Raw genomic sequence first — 16,565 nt, 5'->3', positions numbered from 1 at the left:
ACCGGGTGTGGGCGGGCCGCGAGAAGGTGGCGGCGTTCGTGAGAGCGTGGAGGGTCCGAGGAGAGGGAGCACCATGACCGAGAACGCAGCGGCGACGGACGCCGGCCCGAAGCGGGCGACCGGCACGACGGCCGACGGCCGCCCCCAGGACTCGTCCGCCCTGCGCGGGCAGGCCGAGGCGGCGCTGCGTGCCCTCGTGGGCCGTGACGACGCTCGCCTGCGCGAGGACCAGTGGACCGCCGTCGAGGCGCTGGTGGCCGACCGGCGGCGCGCACTGGTGGTCGAGCGGACGGGCTGGGGCAAGTCGGCCGTGTACTTCGTGGCCACCGCGCTGCTGCGGGCCGGCGCCGCGGGGCGCCCGCCCGCGGGGCCCACGGTCATCGTGTCCCCGCTCCTGGCCCTCATGCGCGACCAGATCGCGGCCGCCTCCCGGGCCGGCATCCGCGCAGTCACCATCAACTCCGCCAACGTCACGGAGTGGGACGAGGTCCACGCGGCGATCGCGGCGGGCGAGGTGGACGTGCTCCTGTGCTCTCCCGAGCGGCTCAACAACCCCGGCTTCCGCGACGAGGTCCTCCCCCGGCTCGCGGCGAGCGCGGGGCTGGTGGTCGTCGACGAGGCGCACTGCATCTCCGACTGGGGCCACGACTTCCGCCCCGACTACCGGCGGATCCGCACGCTGCTCGGCGACCTGCCCGACGGCATCCCGGTGCTCGCCACGACCGCGACGGCGAACGCCCGGGTGAGCCAGGACGTCGCGGAGCAGCTCGGGGTGGGCCGGCACGACGACGGCGTGCTGGTGCTGCGCGGCTCGCTGGACCGGCCGTCGCTGCACCTGGGCGTGCTGCCCCTGCCCGACCACTCCAGCCGCGTCGCGTGGCTCGCGGACCAGCTCGGCCGGTGGGACGGGTCCGGCATCGTCTACACCCTCACCGTGGCGGCGGCCCAGGGGGTGGCCGAGCAGCTCCGCGCCGCCGGGCACGACGTGCGGGCCTACACCGGTCAGACGGACACCGCCGAGCGGGAGCAGCTGGAGGCGGACCTGAAGGAGAACCGGGTCAAGGCCCTGGTGGCCACCTCGGCGCTCGGCATGGGGTTCGACAAGCCCGACCTCGGCTTCGTGGTCCACCTGGGCGCCCCGTCCTCCCCCATCGCCTACTACCAGCAGGTCGGCCGCGCCGGCCGCGGCGTGACGCGCGCCGACGTCGTCCTCCTGCCCGGGCAGGAGGACCGGGACATCTGGAACTACTTCGGCTCGCTGGGCTTCCCGCCCGAGTCGGCGGTGCGGGAGACGCTCGCCGCGCTGGCCGAGGGCGGGACGATGTCGACCGCCCGCCTCGAGACGCAGGTGGACCTGCGCCGCAACCGGCTCGAGACGATGCTCAAGGTGCTCGACGTCGACGGCGCGGTCCGCCGCATGCGCGGCGGCTGGGAGGCCACCGGGGCGGCGTGGACCTACGACGCCGAACGCTACGCCCGGGTCGAGGCCACCCGGCTGCAGGAGCAGCAGGCGATGGTGGACTACCAGCGCCTGGCGGCGGGGGCCTGCCGCATGGCGTTCCTGCGCCACCAGCTCGACGATCCCGACCTGGCGGAGGGCTGGCGGTGCGGGCGCTGTGACCTGTGCGGGGGCCTGGCTCTTGAGGCCGGCGTCGACGCGTCAGCGGTCCAGCAGGTGCGCGCGGCCCTCGACCGGCCCGGACTGGAGATCTCCCCGCGGCGGCAGTGGCCGACCGGGATGGACGCGCTGGGCCTGGACCTGCGCGGCAAGATCCCGGAGGACGAGCGGGCCGAGCCGGGGCGGGCGCTCGCCCGCCTCGACGGGCTCGGTTGGTCCGCGCCGCTGCGCGAGCTGCTCGAGCCGCCCAGGGGCCCTCGGGACGACGGCGAGGCCGGTGACTCCGGCGCGGGCGGCGGCGCGGGTGGCGGTCAGGAGGCGGCCCACGGCCACGACGGCCTCCTGCCGACGGCCCTGCGGCGTCCGGTCCAGCAGGTGCTCGAGGACTGGGCCGGAGCACTGCGCCGTGGCGACGGCTCCGCGGGGGTGGACGGCGTCGTGATCGTCGACTCCGCCACGCGCCCGCAGCTGGTGCGGCACCTGGCCCAGGGGGTGGCGCACGTGCTCGGCGCCCCGCTGGTCGGCGCGGTCGCGCCCGCCCCGGACCGCCCGGCCGGCCGGCACGACGTCAACTCCGCCCAGCGGCTCGCGGGCATCCAGCGCCGCCTGCACCTGGAGCTGTCCGAGGCCGCGCGGGCCGGCCTGCCGGGGCGGACGGTGGTGCTGGTGGACGACTTCACCGACTCGGGCTGGACGCTCGCCGTCGCCGCTCGTCTTCTCCGGCAGGCCGGCGCGTCCGCCGTCCACCCGTTCGTGCTCGCGCAGCGCTGAGCTCAGCGCTGCGGCGAGAGTCGTCCGCGCCGCAGGGCCAGAGGCAGGGTCAGCAGGGAGAGCGCTCCTGCCGCGAGCATGGCGACGGGGAAGGACGTCCCCGCGGCGACCACGCCGACCACGACCGAGCCGAGCCCCGTGCCGGCGTCGAAGCCGATGTTCCACACCGCGCTGGCCGAGCCGTAATGCGGCCGGCTCACCGACGCGAAGGTGACCACCAGCGTCAGGTTCTGCAGCGCGCCGTAGCTGACGCCGACCAGGGCGGTGCCGGCGAGCAGCGCCGGCACGCTGGTCGCCTGCGGGTCCCGGACCGCCCAGGCGATGACCGCCATGCCCGCCGCCGTGCTGAGCACGAGCGGCCAGATGAACCGCTGGGCGCCGTACCGGTCGGCGAGCGAGCCGACCCGCCAGCGGGTGAGCGCGGCGGTGACGCTCATGAGGAGCAGGGCCAGCACGGTGAGGGGTGCGCTGCTGCTCATCTGGGCCATGAAGGTGATCAGCGCCCCGCCGGCCAGGGTCACGCCGAGCAGCAGGATCATCGGCCGGAGCAGGCGCACGTAGGGTGCCCGCTTCGGCTGCTCGGGGATGTGGCGAAGCATCCTCGCCAGGCGGACAGCCGGCACGACGCCCACCACGGGCAGCCCCGCCAGGGCGAAGACCACCCAGAAGTCCAGCCGCTCGGCGATCCAGGGCGCCCCCGCCAGCAGCAGGACCTGGGGACCCGCGATGGCGAGGCCGTAGGCGCCGATCGCCCTCCCCCGCTGTGCCGCCGGGACCAGCTCGGCGATCAGGGCGCTGCCGGTGACGGTCAGCACGCCGAACCCGAGCCCCCGGACGGCCGAGAGCGCCAGGGTGGGCCCGAGGTCGTCGGTCACGCCGTGGGCGAGCCCGGGAAGCCCCAGCAGGAGCATGCCGGCCACGAGCACCGGGGCCCAGCCGAGGCGCCGCAGGGCGGTGGGTACGACGAGCTGGGTCAGCACGGTGAAGAGCATGAGGACGCCGTTGACGAGGCCGGCGCCGCCGGCGTCGGCGCCGCCCCGGACCACCCAGAGCGGCGCGACGGGCAGCAGTGCGGCGTAGCCCGAGAAGCCGAGCACGGTCATCGCCAGGAGCAGCGGCATGCCCGGCGCCCGCAGGACGGAGCCGTTCATGGCCGCGTCGCGATGCGTACGAGCGCCACACGCTCGTCGATGTCGGCCGGCAGCGGGTCACGGGCACGCAGACCGGGGAGACCGACCACCCGGGCGACGAGGCGGGCGCGCAGGCGGTGCTCGTGCCGGTACCGGTCGAGGAGCTCGTGCGCCTCGGCGGCGGGCAGCAGGTGCGCGACCGCCCGGACGCCGGCCGTGCGCCCGCGCCAGAGCCGTACGCGCGGGTCGGCCTGGACGTTCCGGAACCACTGCGACCGCGACCCGTACCCGCACGGGACGACGACGGCGCCCGGCTCGGCGACCACGGTCTCGAGGACGACGTACCGGGGCAGACCTGACTTGCGACCGCGGTGCTCGACCATCACCAGCACACCCGCGAAGACCCAGCCGAAGCCCGCCCGGAAGAGCGGGATCGGGGCCCGGGCAAGCCACCGGGGGATGCGGCGCATCACTCGAAACGGGCGTTGACCGCCTCGGCGTGGCCCGGCAGGTCCTCGGAGACGGCCAGGGCGGTCAGCGGGGCGGCCAGCTCCTTCAGCGCGGTCTCGCCGTACTCGATCACCTGGACGGACTTGATGAAGGCGGTGACGTTCAGGCCGCTCGCGAACCGCGCGGTCCCTCCCGTGGGCAGCACGTGGTTCGACCCCGCGAGGTAGTCACCCAGCGGCACCGGGGAGTAGGGGCCGACGAAGATCGCTCCGGCGTTGCGGATGCGCCCGGCGACCGCCGCGGCGTCGGCGGTCTGGATCTCGAGGTGCTCGGCGCCGTAGGCGTCGGCGACGGCGATGCCCTGCTCGAGGTCCGCCACCAGAACCGTGCCGGACTGCGGCCCGGTCAGGGCGGTACGCATGCGGTCGGCGTGCTTGGTGGCGGGCACCCGGCGGGCGATCTCGGCGTCGACGGCGTCAGCCAGCTCGGGCGAGTCCGTGATCAGGACGGACGCGGCGGCGGGGTCGTGCTCGGCCTGCGACATCAGGTCCACGGCCACGTGCGCGGGGTTCGCGCTCGCGTCGGCCAGGACCGCGATCTCGGTGGTGCCGGCCTCGGCGTCGATGCCCACGGTGCCCATGACGGCCCGCTTGGCGGCGGCGACGTAGATGTTGCCCGGGCCGGTGACGACGTCGACCGGCTCGCAGAGGAGCTCGCCGGCGCCGCCGGCGGCGGCAAGGTCGGCGCGGTCCACGTCGTTCTCGACGCTGGCGCCGTAGGCGAGCATGGCCACGGCCTGGGCGCCGCCCGCGGCGTAGACCTCCCCCACGCCCAGCAGGGCGCACGCGGCGAGGATCACCGGGTGGGGCAGGCCGCCGAACTCCTTCTGGGGCGGCGAGGCGATGGCGAGCTGCTCCACGCCGGCCACCTGCGCGGCCACGGCGTTCATGACGACGCTGGAGGGGTAGACGGCCAGCCCGCCGGGCACGTACAGGCCGACGCGACGCACCGGCACCCAGCGCTGGCGCACGACGCCGCCGCCGGTGATCTCGGTGCTGGTCTCACGCGGCAGCTGGGCGGTGTGCCCGGCCCGGTTGTGCGCGATCGAGATCTCGAGCGCCTCCCGCACGGCGGGGTCGAGCCCGTCGAGCGCGGCCGCGATCTCGGCGGCCGGGACGCGCAGGTGCTCCGGGCGAACGCCGTCGAACCGCTCGGCGAGGTCCCGCAGGGCGGCCGCGCCACGCGCGCGCACGTCCCTCAGGACGGGCCGGATCTGCTCCAGGGCCCCTTCCACGTCCAGCGCCGCACGCGGCAGGGTGGCGGCCAGCTCGGCCGCGGTCAGGGTCTGACCTCGCAGGTCCGTGCGCTTGAGCATGATGGTAAGTCTAGGTGCGGAGCGGCGGCGCTCCGCCGGGGCTTCCGTCCGGGGACGCCGCCGGGTGGCCGGCCGCCACCACCTGGCAGGATCGGGCCATGAGAACCGACGACGTCCCCACGGTCCCCACGGAGGGAACCATCCGGCTGGGCCAGTTCCTCAAGCTCGCGAACCTGGCGGAGTCCGGCGCCCAGGCCCGGGAGCTCATCGCCGACGGCGAGGTGAGCGTGGACGGCGAGGTCGAGACCCGCCGCGGCCGTCAGCTCGCGGCCGGGATGCTCGTCGAGGTGGACCTGCCGACCGGGAGGGCTGCCGCCCGCGTGGGCTGAACCTCACCCCGACGCGACGTCGTCTCCTCGCCGAGATTTCGTGTCCCGCCCGCTCCGTTCCATCAGGCCGATGCAGGGTCAGTGCACCAGGCAGCTCGGCCCGAGCAGCGCCTTGAGGTCCCCGAACAGCGCCGGGGTGGGCTGCACGCGCAGGTTGTCCGCCAGCTTCATCACCGTGTGGCGGCCCGGGCTGGTCAGGCGCAGGCGCACCTCCGCCTGGCCGGGGTGGTTGGTGAGGATGCCGCGCAGCTGCTCGACCATCGGGCCGGTGCACCGGTTGGCGGGAAGCGTCAGGCTCACCGGCCCGTCCTCGGCGTTGGACACGTCCGGCAGCGTCATCTCCTGCGCGTAGATCGTGGGGATGTCGTCGCGGCGGTTGAGGCGGCCGCGAACGGTGACGATCGTGTCCTCGGCGAGCGCGGTGGAGACGGTCGCGAACGTCTGCGGGAAGAACAGCACCTCGATGGAGCCGGTGAGGTCCTCGACGGTGGCGATGGCCCACGGGTTGCCGTTCTTCGTCATCTTCCGCTGCAGGGAGGTGACCAGGCCGGCGATGTGGACGCTGGCGCCGTCGGGCCGGGCGTCGTCCTCGAGCAGGGACGCCACCTGGGTGTCGGCGGCCCGCTGGAGCACGTGCTCCAGCCCGGCGAGCGGGTGGTCGGACACGTACAGGCCCAGCATCTGGCGCTCGAAGGTCAGCTTGGCCTTCTTGTCCCACTCGGGCAGGTCGGGGATGTCGGGCGCGAAGCCGGCCGCGCCGCCGTCGTCGCCGCCGAGGCCGGCGAAGAGGTCGAACTGGCCCACGGCCTCGTTGCGCTTGACGTCCACGACGGCGTCGATGGCGTCCTCGTGCGCCGCCACGAGCGAGCGGCGGGTGTGTCCGAGGGAGTCGAAGGCACCGGCCTTGATGAGGGACTCGATGGTGCGCTTGTTGCAGACGACCGCGGGGACCTTGTCGAGGAAGTCGGTGAAGGAGGTGAAGTCCCCCTTCTGCTCCCGGGTCTCGACGATCGCCCGGACCACGTGCGCTCCCACGTTGCGGATCGCGGCCAGCCCGAACCGGATGTCGTTGCCGACCGGGGTGAAGTCGGCGGCGGAGGTGTTCACGTCCGGGGGCAGGACCGTGATGCCCATGTGGCGGCACTCGCCGAGGTACAGGCCCAGGCGGTCCTTGTTGTCCTGCGTCGAGGTGAGCAGGGCGGCCATGTACTCGGTCGGGTAGTTCGCCTTGAGGTAGGCGGTCCAGAACGAGACCACGCCGTAAGCGGCCGAGTGCGCCTTGTTGAAGGCGTAGTCGGAGAACGGCAGGAGGATGTCCCACAGCGTCTTGACGGCTTCCTTGGAGTAGCCGCGCTCGAGCATCCCCGCCTCGAAGCCGGCGTACTGCTTGTCCAGCTCCGCCTTCTTCTTCTTGCCCATCGCGCGGCGCAGCAGGTCGGCCTGGCCGAGCGTGAACCCGGCGACCTTCTGCGCGATGGCCATGACCTGCTCCTGGTACACGATCAGGCCGTACGTGGTGCCGAGGATCTCCTTGAGCGGCTCCTCGAGCTCGGGGTGGATGGGCTCGATCTTCTGCTGGCCGTTCTTGCGCAGCGCGTAGTTCGTGTGCGAGTTCGCACCCATCGGGCCGGGCCGGTACAGCGCGCCGACGGCGGAGATGTCCTCGAAGTTGTCGGGGCGCATGAGCCGCAGCAGGGTCCGCATGCCGCCGCCGTCGAGCTGGAACACGCCCAGGGTGTCGCCGCGGCCGAGGAGCTCGTACGTCTTGGGGTCGTCCAGGCCGAGAGTCTCGAGGTCGACCGGCTCCTTGCCGTTGACCACGAGGTTCTTCAGGGCGTCGTCGAGGACCGTGAGGTTGCGCAGGCCCAGGAAGTCCATCTTCAGCAGGCCCAGACCCTCGCAGGTCGGGTAGTCGAACTGCGTGATGATGGCGCCGTCCTGCGGACGGCGCATGATCGGGATGATGTCGATCAGCGGCGCGGAGGACATGATGACCGCGCAGGCGTGGACGCCCCACTGGCGCTTGATGCCCTCGAGGCCCTTGGCGTAGGAGACGATCTTCTGCGCCTCGGGGTCGGCGGCGTGGACCTGGCGGAACTCCTCCGCCTCGGCGTAGCGCTTGTCCTTCGGGTCGAAGATCCCCGAGAGCGTGATGTCCTTGCCCATGACCGACGGCGGCATCGCCTTGGTCAGCTTCTCGCCCATCGCGAAGGGGTAGCCGAGGACGCGGGAGGAGTCCTTCAGGGCCTGCTTGGCCTTGATGGTGCCGTACGTGACCACCTGGGCGACGCGGTCGTCGCCGTACTTCTTCGTCACGTAGTCGATGACCTCGCCGCGCCGGCGCTCGTCGAAGTCGACGTCGAAGTCGGGCATGGAGACGCGGTCGGGGTTGAGGAACCGCTCGAAGATGAGCCCGTGGTCCAGCGGGTTGAGGTCGGTGATGCGCATCGCGTAGGCGACCATCGAGCCGGCGCCGGAGCCACGGCCCGGCCCCACGCGGATGCCCTGGGACTTGGCCCAGTTGATGAAGTCGGAGACGACGAGGAAGTAGCCGGGGAAGCCCATCTGGGTGATGACGCCGACCTCGTACTCGGCCTGCTTGCGCACGTCGTCGGGAATGCCGTTCGGGAAGCGGTAGTGCAGTCCCTTCTCGACCTCCTTGACGAACCAGGAGTGCTCGTCCTCGCCCGCCGGGACCTCGAAGCGCGGCATGTAGTTCGCGCCCTGCGCGGCGGTGTGGAACTCCACCTCGCACTGCTCGGCGACGAGCAGCGTGTTGTCGCAGGCGTCCGGGTGGTCGCGCCACACGTCGCGCATCTCGGCGGCCGAGCGCACGTAGTAGGTGTCGCCGGTGAACCGGAACCGGTTCGGGTCGGCCAGGGTTGACCCGGAGTTGATGCACAGAAGGGCGTCGTGCGTGCTGTGGTCCTCGGCCTTGACGTAGTGGGAGTCGTTCGTGGCCAGCAGCGGGGCGCCGATGTCCTGGGACAGGCGCAGCAGGTCCGGGATGACGCGGGACTCGATGTCCAGGCCGTGCTGCATCAGCTCGACGTAGAAGTTCTCCTTGCCGAAGATGTCCTGGAACTCCCCGGCGGCCCGCCGGGCCTCCTCGTACTGGCCGAGCCGGATACGGGTCTGGACCTCCCCGGAGGGGCACCCGGTGGTCGCGATCAGGCCCTTGCCGTAGGTGGTGAGCAGCTCGCGGTCCATGCGCGGCGCCTTGCCCATCTGCCCGTCGAGCGAGGCGAGGGAGGCCATCCGGAACAGGTTGTGCATCCCCTCGGTGGTCCGGGCGAGCATGGTCATGTGCGTGTAGGAGCCCCGCGCCGAGACGTCGTCGTCGGACTGGGACTCGTCGCCCCAGCGCACGCGCGTCTTGTCCGCCCGCGCCGTCCCCGGGGTCAGGTACGCCTCGACGCCGATGATCGGCTTGATGCCCGCGCCGCGGGCCGTGCTCCAGAAGTCGTAGGCGCCGAACATGTAGCCGTGGTCGGTCATGGCGATGGCCTTCTGGCCCAGCCTGTCGACCTCGGCGAAGAGCGGGTTCAGCTTGGCGGCCCCGTCCAGCATCGAGTACTCGGTGTGGACGTGGAGGTGGACGAAGTCTTCCGAGGATCCTCCAGCAGCCATGCGCCCCAGTTTAGGTCGGGCCGCCGACACTTCCGTTCAGGCGCGGCGGCCGCGCCCGGCGTGCCGCCCGGGCCCGGCGTGTCGCTCCCCGGCGGGTCGTCCGGGAGCTCGCGATCCGCCGCGGACCGCGGGCTCGCGGGGTGGCCGGGATCACCCGGAGCGACGCGCCGGACCCCGCGGTCAGGACACGACGGTCCGGGCCATGTCCTGGTGCCAGATGCCCGCGTCGAGGTAGCGCTCGCCCGTGACCACCTCGTAGCCGAGCCGGCGGTAGAACTCCATCGCCACCTCCTGCGCGGAGAGCACGACGCGCACCGCGAGGCGCGGCCTCCCACCGGTCTCGGGGCCGTCCCGCGTCACCGCGTGCTCGGCGAGGGCCAGGGCCTCGATGGCGACGACGAGGCGGGCCCCGATGCCCTGGCCACGCGCGGCCGCCCGGACGGCGAGCCGGCCGAGATGCACCTCGCCCGGGTGGGCGGGGTCGGTGAGCAGCCGACCGGTCCCGACCGCCCCGCCGGTGTCGTCGAGCGCCAGCACGTGGGTGGTGCTCTCGGCGGTGTCGAGGTCGTCGATCTCCTCCTCGAGCGGCACGTGCTGCTCGTGGACGAAGACCTCCGTGCGCACGTCCCAGGCGCGCTCGAGCTGGGCGCGCTCGGTCACGCGGACGATCGTCACGCCGTCGGCGTCGTCGACGACGTCGGTGCCGGAGCTCTCGGGGGTGCTCGGCGGGGTCATCGTGCTCCCTCCCGCATGGCCGCGAGGGCGTCGGCGAGATCCTCGGGGTAGTCGCTGCTCACCTGCGTCCAGCGCCCCGTGGCGGGGTGCTCGAACCCCAGCCGGACGGCGTGCAGCCACTGCCGGGTCAGGTGCAGCCGCTCGGCCAGGCGTGGGTCGGCGCCGTAGGTGAGGTCGCCCACGCAGGGATGACGCACCGCGGCCATGTGCACGCGGATCTGGTGGGTGCGCCCGGTCTCGAGGTGGATCTCCAGGAGCGAGGCGCCGGCCATCGCCTCGAGGGTCTCGTAGTGCGTCACCGACTCCTTGCCGCCGGCCACGACCGCCATCTTGTAGGGGGCGGTCGGGTGCCGGCCGATGGGGGCGTCGACCGTGCCGGTGGACGGGTCGGGGTGGCCCTGGACGAGCGCGTGGTAGACCTTCTCGACCGTGCGCTCCTTGAAGGCGCGCTTGAGGACGCTGTACGCCAGCTCGGACTTGGCCACCACCATGAGCCCGGACGTGCCGACGTCGAGCCGGTGCACGATGCCCTGCCGCTCGGCGGCTCCGGAGGTGGAGATCCGGTGGCCGGCGGCGGCCAGCGCGCCGACGACGGTGGGCCCGTCCCAGCCCGGGGACGGGTGGGCGGCGACGCCGACGGGCTTGTCGACGACGACGACGTCGTCGTCCTCGTAGACCAGCCGCATCCCCGCGACGGCGACCGGCGCGGGCGCGGCCTGGGGAGCGACGTCGGGCAGGGTCACCTCGAGCCAGCCGCCGGCGACGAGCCGGTCGGACTTGCCCAGGGCGCGCCCGTCGAGCGTGACGCCGCCGGCCGCGGCCAGCTCGGCCGCGCGCGTGCGGGACAGGCCGAGCAGACGCGCGAGGGCCGCGTCGACCCTCTCGCCGACCAGGCCGTCCGGGACGGGCAGGGAGCGGACCTCAGGCATCGGCACCTCTCCCCCGTCGCTCGACGTCGACGGCGAGCGAGCCGTCGACCTCCCGTCCGCGCACGGCGAGCAGGGCGACCAGCACCGCGGCGCCGACGATCGCGATGTCGGCGACGTTGCCGACGAACCAGCCGTTGTAGCTGATGAAGTCCACGACGTGCCCGACGGCGAAGCCCGGGTCGCGGAAGAGCCGGTCGTAGAGGTTGCCGAGGCAGCCGCCGAGCAGCATGCCCAGCGCGACCGCCCAGGCGGTCGAGCCGAGGCGGCGCGAGACGCGCAGCACCGCGACGGCCACGATCACCATGATGATCGTGAAGACCCACGTCATGCCGGTGGCGAAGGAGAACGCCGCACCCGGGTTGTAGACGAGCTGCAGGCCCAGGGCGTCTCCGAGGAGCGGCACGATCTCGCCGCGCACCAGGCGCGCCTCGGCGAGGTGCTTGGTCACCTGGTCGACCGCGACGATGCCCGCCGCGAGCCCGAGCAGGAGGGCGAGAAGCCGACGGCGAAGGCGGGACGGGACGACGGGCGTGCCGTCGAACCGGGCCGGTGGGCCCTCGTCCCGGGCCGGTGCGCCGTCGTCCCGGGCGGTCGGCGTGCCCTCGGTCTCCTGCGTCAGCGCGGGCACGTCGGCGCCCCGGTCGCGGGCGCGGTGCTGCGGCGTCTCGGGCTGGCTCTCCATCGGTGTCATCCTCGCACGTCACACCGACGACGGACGGCGACGGCCCTGGTGGGCCGTCGCCGTCCGTCGTCGGTGCTGCGGGTCAGATGCCCTCGGCCTTGGGGGCGCCGGACTCGACGTTGCTGAGGAGAGACTCGAGGTAGCTCTTCAGGCGGGTGCGGTAGTCGCGCTCGAAGGTGCGCAGCTCGTCGATCTTGCGCTCCAGGAGCGAACGCTCCTGCTCGAGCTGGGTGAGGGTCCGGTTGTGCTGGTCCTCGGCCTCCTTGATGATGCGCTGCCCCTCGGCCTGGGCCTCGGAGACGAGCCGCTCGCCCTCCTCCTTGCCGTTGCGCACGTACTCGTCGTGCAGGCGCTGCGCCAGGGCGAGCATGCCGGTGGCGGACTCGGGCTCGTTGCCGCCGGCCGGGGCGGTCTGGACCGGCGCGGCCTGCACGGGCGCGGCCTGGACCGGGGCCGGCTGGACCGGGGCGGCGGCCGGGACGGGCCGGGCGGCCGCCTGCTCGACGACCTCGGGCTCCGACTCGGCCGGGGACTGGTTCTCGGCGAATGCCGGACGCGCGCCGTTGCCGCCCTCGCGGGTCAGCTCGGCGACTCGGCGCTCGGCGGCGGCCAGCTTGGCCTTGAGCTCCTCGTTCTCACCCGTCACCACGCGCAGCGTGTTGACGACCTCGTCAAGGAAGTCGTCGACCTCGTCCTGGTCGTAACCCTCGCGGAACTTGGTCGGCTGGAACTTCTTGTTGAGGACGTCGTCTGCTGTGAGCAGCGCCATGGTGGTCACCTCGGTGTCGTCTCGTTCGGTCATGAGCCCTGGTCCGGCCGCTCACTCGAGCAACCGTAGCGGACCCCTGGCAAGCAGTGCCTGCTAGGACATTAGCGGTCGATGTGGTGTCAGGAGAAACCTGCCGCCAGCGCACGGACCATCACGCGCAGCAGCTGCACCCCCAGGAAGAGCACCAGGAATCCCAGGTCGAGCTGCACCTGGCCCAGGCGCAGCGGAGGGATGAACCGGCGCAGGAAGCGCAGGGGCGGGTCGGTCAGCCCGTAGACCAGGTTCGCGAGGACGAGGACGATCCCCGAGGGGCGCCAGGAGCGCGCGAACACCTGGATCCAGTCGAGGACGAGCCTGACGATCAGGACCAGCATGTAGAGCAGCAGCAGCAGGTCCAGCAGGCCGAAGAAGAGGGACAAAGGTGTCAGCCCTGGGAGAAGAAGCGCCCGGGGACCCGGTCGCCGTCGGACTTGTCGCTGTCGACCTCGACCGTCGCCGGGGAGAGAAGAAACACCCGGTTGGTCACCCGCTCGATGGCACCGTGCAGCCCGAAGACCAGGCCGGCGGAGAAGTCGACCATGCGCTTGGCGTCGGCCTCGCTCATGCCGGTGAGGTTCATGATGACGGGGGTGCCCTCACGGAACGCCTCGCCGATGACGCGGGCCTCGTTGTAGCTCACGGGGTGCACCGTGACGATCCGGCGCAGGTCCTCGGTCACGACGGGCTCCTCGATGTGCAGTGCGGCGGCGCGGGAGATGGGCGTCACCTCGGCGCGGTGCTCGGAACGCTCACGGTCACGGTCGCGCTCCGGCTCCGGGGCGTCGTCGTAGGACTCCGGCTCGGGCGTGTCGTCGTACAGCTCGTCCTCCGGCTCCGCCAGGGAGAGGTACTCCATCATCTTGCGCATCGTTCCGGCCATCGCTGCTCCTCGTAAGTCTGTCCCCGGCCGCGTCTGCGGCGACCTGCTGCTGCCCCCGACGCTAGACCAGTGCGACCAGGCCTGGCGTCACGTCCGGCGGCGTGTCGTGCGCCTCAGCGTGCCGCGCCCGACGGGCGGACCACCCCGGCGAACCGCCCGGTCGCCGCCGTGCCCGCGCGGCCCGCGCGGCGGTAGGAGTAGAACCGCTCGTCCTCCATGGTGCACGCCCGGAGCGTGGCCACGGAAGAGACGCCGAGGCCGGTCAGCTGGCCGCGCACCCCGGCGGCGAGGTCGAGGGCCGGGGTGCCCCAGGAGGTCGTGGACGCCGTGCCCGGGACCGCCGCGGCCACCTCGTCACGCAGGGCCGCGGGCACCTCGTAGCAGCGCCCGCAGATGCTCGGCCCGACGGCGGCGTGGAGGTCCTCCGGCGCCGCGCCGAGCCCGGCCATCCGGGCGACCGTGGCGGCCAGGACGCCGCGCACGAGACCCTGCCGCCCCACGTGGGCCGCGGCGACGACGGACCCGGCCGAGTCCGCGAGAAGGACCGGGACGCAGTCGGCGACCATCACGGCAAGCCCCGACCGCGCGCCGGCCCGCGCGACGAGAGCGTCACACTCCCCCTGGCTCGCGCCGGACACCGCGGTCACCTCGAGCACGGCGCTGCCGTGCACCTGGTCCATCCACGCCACGGGCGCCCCGACGGCGGCCTCGAGTCGGCCCCGGTTCGCCAGGACCGCGTCCCGGTCGTCACCGACGTGGAGCCCGAGGTTCAGGCCGCCGCTGCCGTCCGGACCGCCCCAGGCGCCGCCGGACACGCCCCCGGCGCGCGTGGTGAACGCACCACGCGCGCCGGGGCCGACGTCGGCCGGGAGGAGCGGGACCGCGCTGGCCGCCGCACCGCTCACGGCCGCCCGCTCACTTCAGGAAGTCGGGGATGTCCAGGTCCTCGTCGCGGCGACGCGCCGGCTCCTCGTCGAAGACCCGCGGCACCTCGAACGAGCGCTGCTGGCGCGGCTGACCGTCCTCGCCGATGAAGGCGGGGACGGAGGCCGTCACCGGTGCCGGCTCGTGGGCCGGGACCGCGGCGGGGCTGGGCGCGGAGACGGGGAGGGCGCCGGGCGTGGGCAGCGCGGCCCGGTGCGCGCCGGTCTCCACCTCCGCGGGGACGGCGGGGGCGGCGGGAGCCGGGGCCGGCTCGGCCGCCCGCGGGGCCACCTGGCCGACCGGACGGCCGGCGAGCTTGTTCGTCGAGCCGGACGGCCCGGTCCCCTCGTCGAAGCCGGCGGCGATGACGGTCACGCGGACCTCGTCGCCGAGGGCGTCGTCGATGACGGCGCCGAAGATGATGTTGGCCTCGGGGTGCGCCGCCTCCTGGACCAGCCTGGCCGCCTCGTGGATCTCGAACAGGCCGAGGTCGGAGCCGCCCTGGATGGAGAGCAGGACGCCGTGCGCGCCGTCGATGCTCGCCTCGAGCAGCGGCGAGGAGATCGCCAGCTCGGAGGCCTGGACCGCGCGGTCCTCGCCGCGGGCGGAGCCGATCCCCATGAGGGCGCTGCCCGCGCCCTGCATGACGGACTTGACGTCCGCGAAGTCGAGGTTGATCAGACCGGGGGTGGTGATGAGGTCCGTGATGCCCTGGACACCGGAGAGCAGGACCTGGTCGGCAGACTTGAACGCGTCCAGGACGGAGACGCCACGGTCGGAGATGGAGAGCAGCCGGTCGTTGGGGATGACGATGAGGGTGTCGACCTCGGCGCGCAGCGCCTCGATGCCGGACTCGGCCTGCACACCGCGCCGGCGCCCCTCGAAGGTGAAGGGCCGCGTGACGACGCCGATCGTCAGCGCGCCGAGCGAGCGGGCGATCCGGGCGACGACAGGGGCGCCGCCGGTGCCGGTGCCGCCACCCTCGCCGGCGGTGACGAAGACCATGTCGGCCCCGCGCAGGACCTCCTCGATCTCCTCCGCGTGGTCCTCCGCCGCCTTCTTGCCCACCTCGGGGTCGGCGCCCGCGCCGAGCCCGCGGGTGAGCTCGCGGCCGACGTCGAGCTTGACGTCCGCGTCGCTCATCAGCAGCGCCTGTGCGTCGGTGTTGACGGCGATGAACTCGACGCCCTTCAAACCGACCTCGATCATGCGGTTGACAGCGTTTACGCCGCCACCGCCGATTCCCACCACCTTGATCACTGCCAGGTAGTTCTGCGGTGCCGCCACGTCGGTCCCTCTCGTCGTCCTTGCGGAGCCCAACCCTCAACCTTTACCTCAGGGTTAGACTTATGTCATTTTCTGCCACACGTGACGCTAGGTCCCCGGGGTGGCCGGGGCAACGACCGGTGGTGGTGTGTCGCGCGTGTCGGGCCGGCTCACGAGCTCGTGGTGGGCGCGCGCGGCACGCTGACGTCGTAGACGCCCGCCGGCTGCTGGCGCAGCACCGTGAGCACCTCGACCTTCAGCTCGCTCTCCCCCGCGTCACCCCAGCGCACGGTGGCGCCGTCGGCCAGCGTCAGGGTGACGTGCTCCGCCGAGGTGGCACCGGCCTCGGCCACCTGGCCGAGCAGGTCCGGCGGGAGGGCGCCCAGCACGCTGAGCACGGCCTCGAGGGCCGGCGCAGTCTCGGCCGACGTCGAGAGTGGGACGGTCACCTCCGGCAGGTCCGCAGGGACCTCCGGGACGGTCGTGACCTGCACCCCGTCGTCGTCGAGCAGCACCCAGCCGCCCTCGACCGGCGCAGCCGCGACGGGCTGCCGCGGCACGACGGTGACGGTCACGCCGTCGGGCCAGGACCGTGACACCTGCGCCCGCTCGACGGCGGGGAGCGTGGCGACGCGGTCGGCGACCGCGGAAGTGTCCACCCGCAGCAGGGGTGTGCCGACCTCGGGCTCGACGGCGGCGCGCACCTGGGCCGCGTCCACCTCGCCCCCGACGCCGGCGAGCTCGATCTTGTCGCCCTGGAGGGCGAGCAGCGGGGAGAAGAGCAGCACCCACGCCACGCCGCCGAGCAGGGCGAGCACCGCGAGGGTCACGCCGATCCGGTGCAGGAGCAGCCGCCGGTCGGCGGCCGCCTTCTCGGCGAGGCGGGCGGCCAGGCCGGTGCTCACCGCGGCGGCCGTGGCGCCGCGCGGCCGGTCGGGCAGGACCCGGGCCGCGGCGGGCACGGAGGGCCGGCGCTCGAGGGCGTCGCCCGGCACGGTCTGCTCACGCCCCGGTGCCGCCGGCACCCGGGCGGTCTTC

The 16,565-nt window shown here is 73.5% G+C and carries 15 protein-coding genes; 2 read left to right on the top strand and 13 right to left on the bottom strand.

Going from position 1 to position 16,565, the window contains the following annotated elements:
- Positions 1-73: 73 nt before the first annotated feature.
- Complete coding sequence (locus ABD774_RS05970) at positions 74-2,389, top strand: RecQ family ATP-dependent DNA helicase (RefSeq protein WP_345038742.1); 2,316 nt, start codon at positions 74-76, stop codon at positions 2,387-2,389.
- 2 nt (positions 2,390-2,391) lie between these two features.
- Here the strand turns inward: ABD774_RS05970 and ABD774_RS05965 are convergent, their stop codons facing one another.
- The 3 genes from ABD774_RS05965 to hisD are packed head-to-tail and all read right to left on the bottom strand — an operon-like array spanning position 2,392 to position 5,344.
- A complete protein-coding gene (locus ABD774_RS05965; RefSeq protein WP_345038740.1) occupies positions 2,392-3,540 on the bottom strand; it encodes an MFS transporter in 1,149 nt (382 codons plus the stop codon).
- Entirely contained in the window at positions 3,537-3,989 is a 453-nt protein-coding gene (locus ABD774_RS05960; RefSeq protein ID WP_345038738.1) for a nitroreductase family deazaflavin-dependent oxidoreductase, read from the bottom strand. Before ABD774_RS05960 ends, ABD774_RS05965 begins: the two co-directional genes overlap by 4 nt.
- Positions 3,989-5,344 carry a histidinol dehydrogenase gene (hisD, locus tag ABD774_RS05955; RefSeq protein ID WP_345038736.1) on the bottom strand — a complete coding sequence of 452 codons (1,356 nt, stop codon included), beginning with the start codon at positions 5,342-5,344 and terminating at the stop codon, positions 3,989-3,991. Before hisD ends, ABD774_RS05960 begins: the two co-directional genes overlap by 1 nt.
- 98 nt (positions 5,345-5,442) lie before the next feature.
- Here hisD and ABD774_RS05950 point away from each other — a divergent pair, with 98 nt between their 5' ends.
- Positions 5,443-5,673, top strand: coding sequence for an RNA-binding S4 domain-containing protein (locus ABD774_RS05950; RefSeq protein WP_345038734.1), 231 nt, complete (start codon positions 5,443-5,445; stop codon positions 5,671-5,673).
- A 78-nt stretch (positions 5,674-5,751) separates the two neighbouring features.
- Here ABD774_RS05950 and dnaE read toward each other — a convergent pair whose 3' ends face one another.
- The 10 genes from dnaE to ABD774_RS05900 all read right to left on the bottom strand — a co-directional run bounded on the left by dnaE (position 5,752) and on the right by ABD774_RS05900 (position 16,552).
- Positions 5,752-9,303, bottom strand: a complete 3,552-nt coding sequence (gene dnaE / locus ABD774_RS05945; RefSeq protein ID WP_345038732.1) for a DNA polymerase III subunit alpha — start codon at positions 9,301-9,303, stop codon at positions 5,752-5,754.
- A gap of 180 nt (positions 9,304-9,483) precedes the next feature.
- Positions 9,484-10,038 (bottom strand): GNAT family N-acetyltransferase, encoded by a 555-nt coding sequence (locus ABD774_RS05940; protein ID WP_345038729.1) that lies wholly within the window; start codon positions 10,036-10,038, stop codon positions 9,484-9,486.
- Positions 10,035-10,967: an RluA family pseudouridine synthase gene (locus tag ABD774_RS05935; protein ID WP_345038727.1), complete on the bottom strand. Its 933-nt coding sequence runs from the start codon at positions 10,965-10,967 to the stop codon at positions 10,035-10,037. The genes ABD774_RS05940 and ABD774_RS05935 overlap by 4 nt, the downstream gene beginning before the upstream one ends.
- A complete protein-coding gene (locus ABD774_RS05930) occupies positions 10,960-11,649 on the bottom strand; it encodes a signal peptidase II (RefSeq protein ID WP_345038725.1) in 690 nt (229 codons plus the stop codon). Before ABD774_RS05930 ends, ABD774_RS05935 begins: the two co-directional genes overlap by 8 nt.
- Positions 11,650-11,731: 82 nt before the next feature.
- Positions 11,732-12,418, bottom strand: coding sequence for a DivIVA domain-containing protein (locus ABD774_RS05925; RefSeq protein ID WP_345038855.1), 687 nt, complete (start codon positions 12,416-12,418; stop codon positions 11,732-11,734).
- A 119-nt stretch (positions 12,419-12,537) separates the two neighbouring features.
- Positions 12,538-12,837 (bottom strand): YggT family protein, encoded by a 300-nt coding sequence (locus ABD774_RS05920; protein WP_345038723.1) that lies wholly within the window; start codon positions 12,835-12,837, stop codon positions 12,538-12,540.
- Between the two features lie 5 nt (positions 12,838-12,842).
- Complete coding sequence (locus ABD774_RS05915) at positions 12,843-13,337, bottom strand: cell division protein SepF (protein ID WP_345038720.1); 495 nt, start codon at positions 13,335-13,337, stop codon at positions 12,843-12,845.
- 113 nt (positions 13,338-13,450) lie between these two features.
- Complete coding sequence (gene pgeF, locus ABD774_RS05910) at positions 13,451-14,242, bottom strand: peptidoglycan editing factor PgeF (RefSeq protein WP_345038718.1); 792 nt, start codon at positions 14,240-14,242, stop codon at positions 13,451-13,453.
- Positions 14,243-14,252: 10 nt separating this feature from the next.
- On the bottom strand, positions 14,253-15,548 hold the full coding sequence (ftsZ, locus tag ABD774_RS05905) for a cell division protein FtsZ (RefSeq protein WP_345038716.1): 1,296 nt from the start codon (positions 15,546-15,548) through the stop codon (positions 14,253-14,255).
- A gap of 149 nt (positions 15,549-15,697) precedes the next feature.
- Complete coding sequence (locus ABD774_RS05900) at positions 15,698-16,552, bottom strand: cell division protein FtsQ/DivIB (protein WP_345038714.1); 855 nt, start codon at positions 16,550-16,552, stop codon at positions 15,698-15,700.
- Between the last annotated feature and the right edge of the window lie 13 nt (positions 16,553-16,565).

The organism is Georgenia daeguensis, from assembly GCF_039537705.1.
GTDB lineage: Bacteria > Actinomycetota > Actinomycetes > Actinomycetales > Actinomycetaceae > Georgenia > Georgenia daeguensis.
Note: the sequence above shows the minus strand (reverse complement) of the source record. Positions and strands in the feature narration are given on the sequence as shown.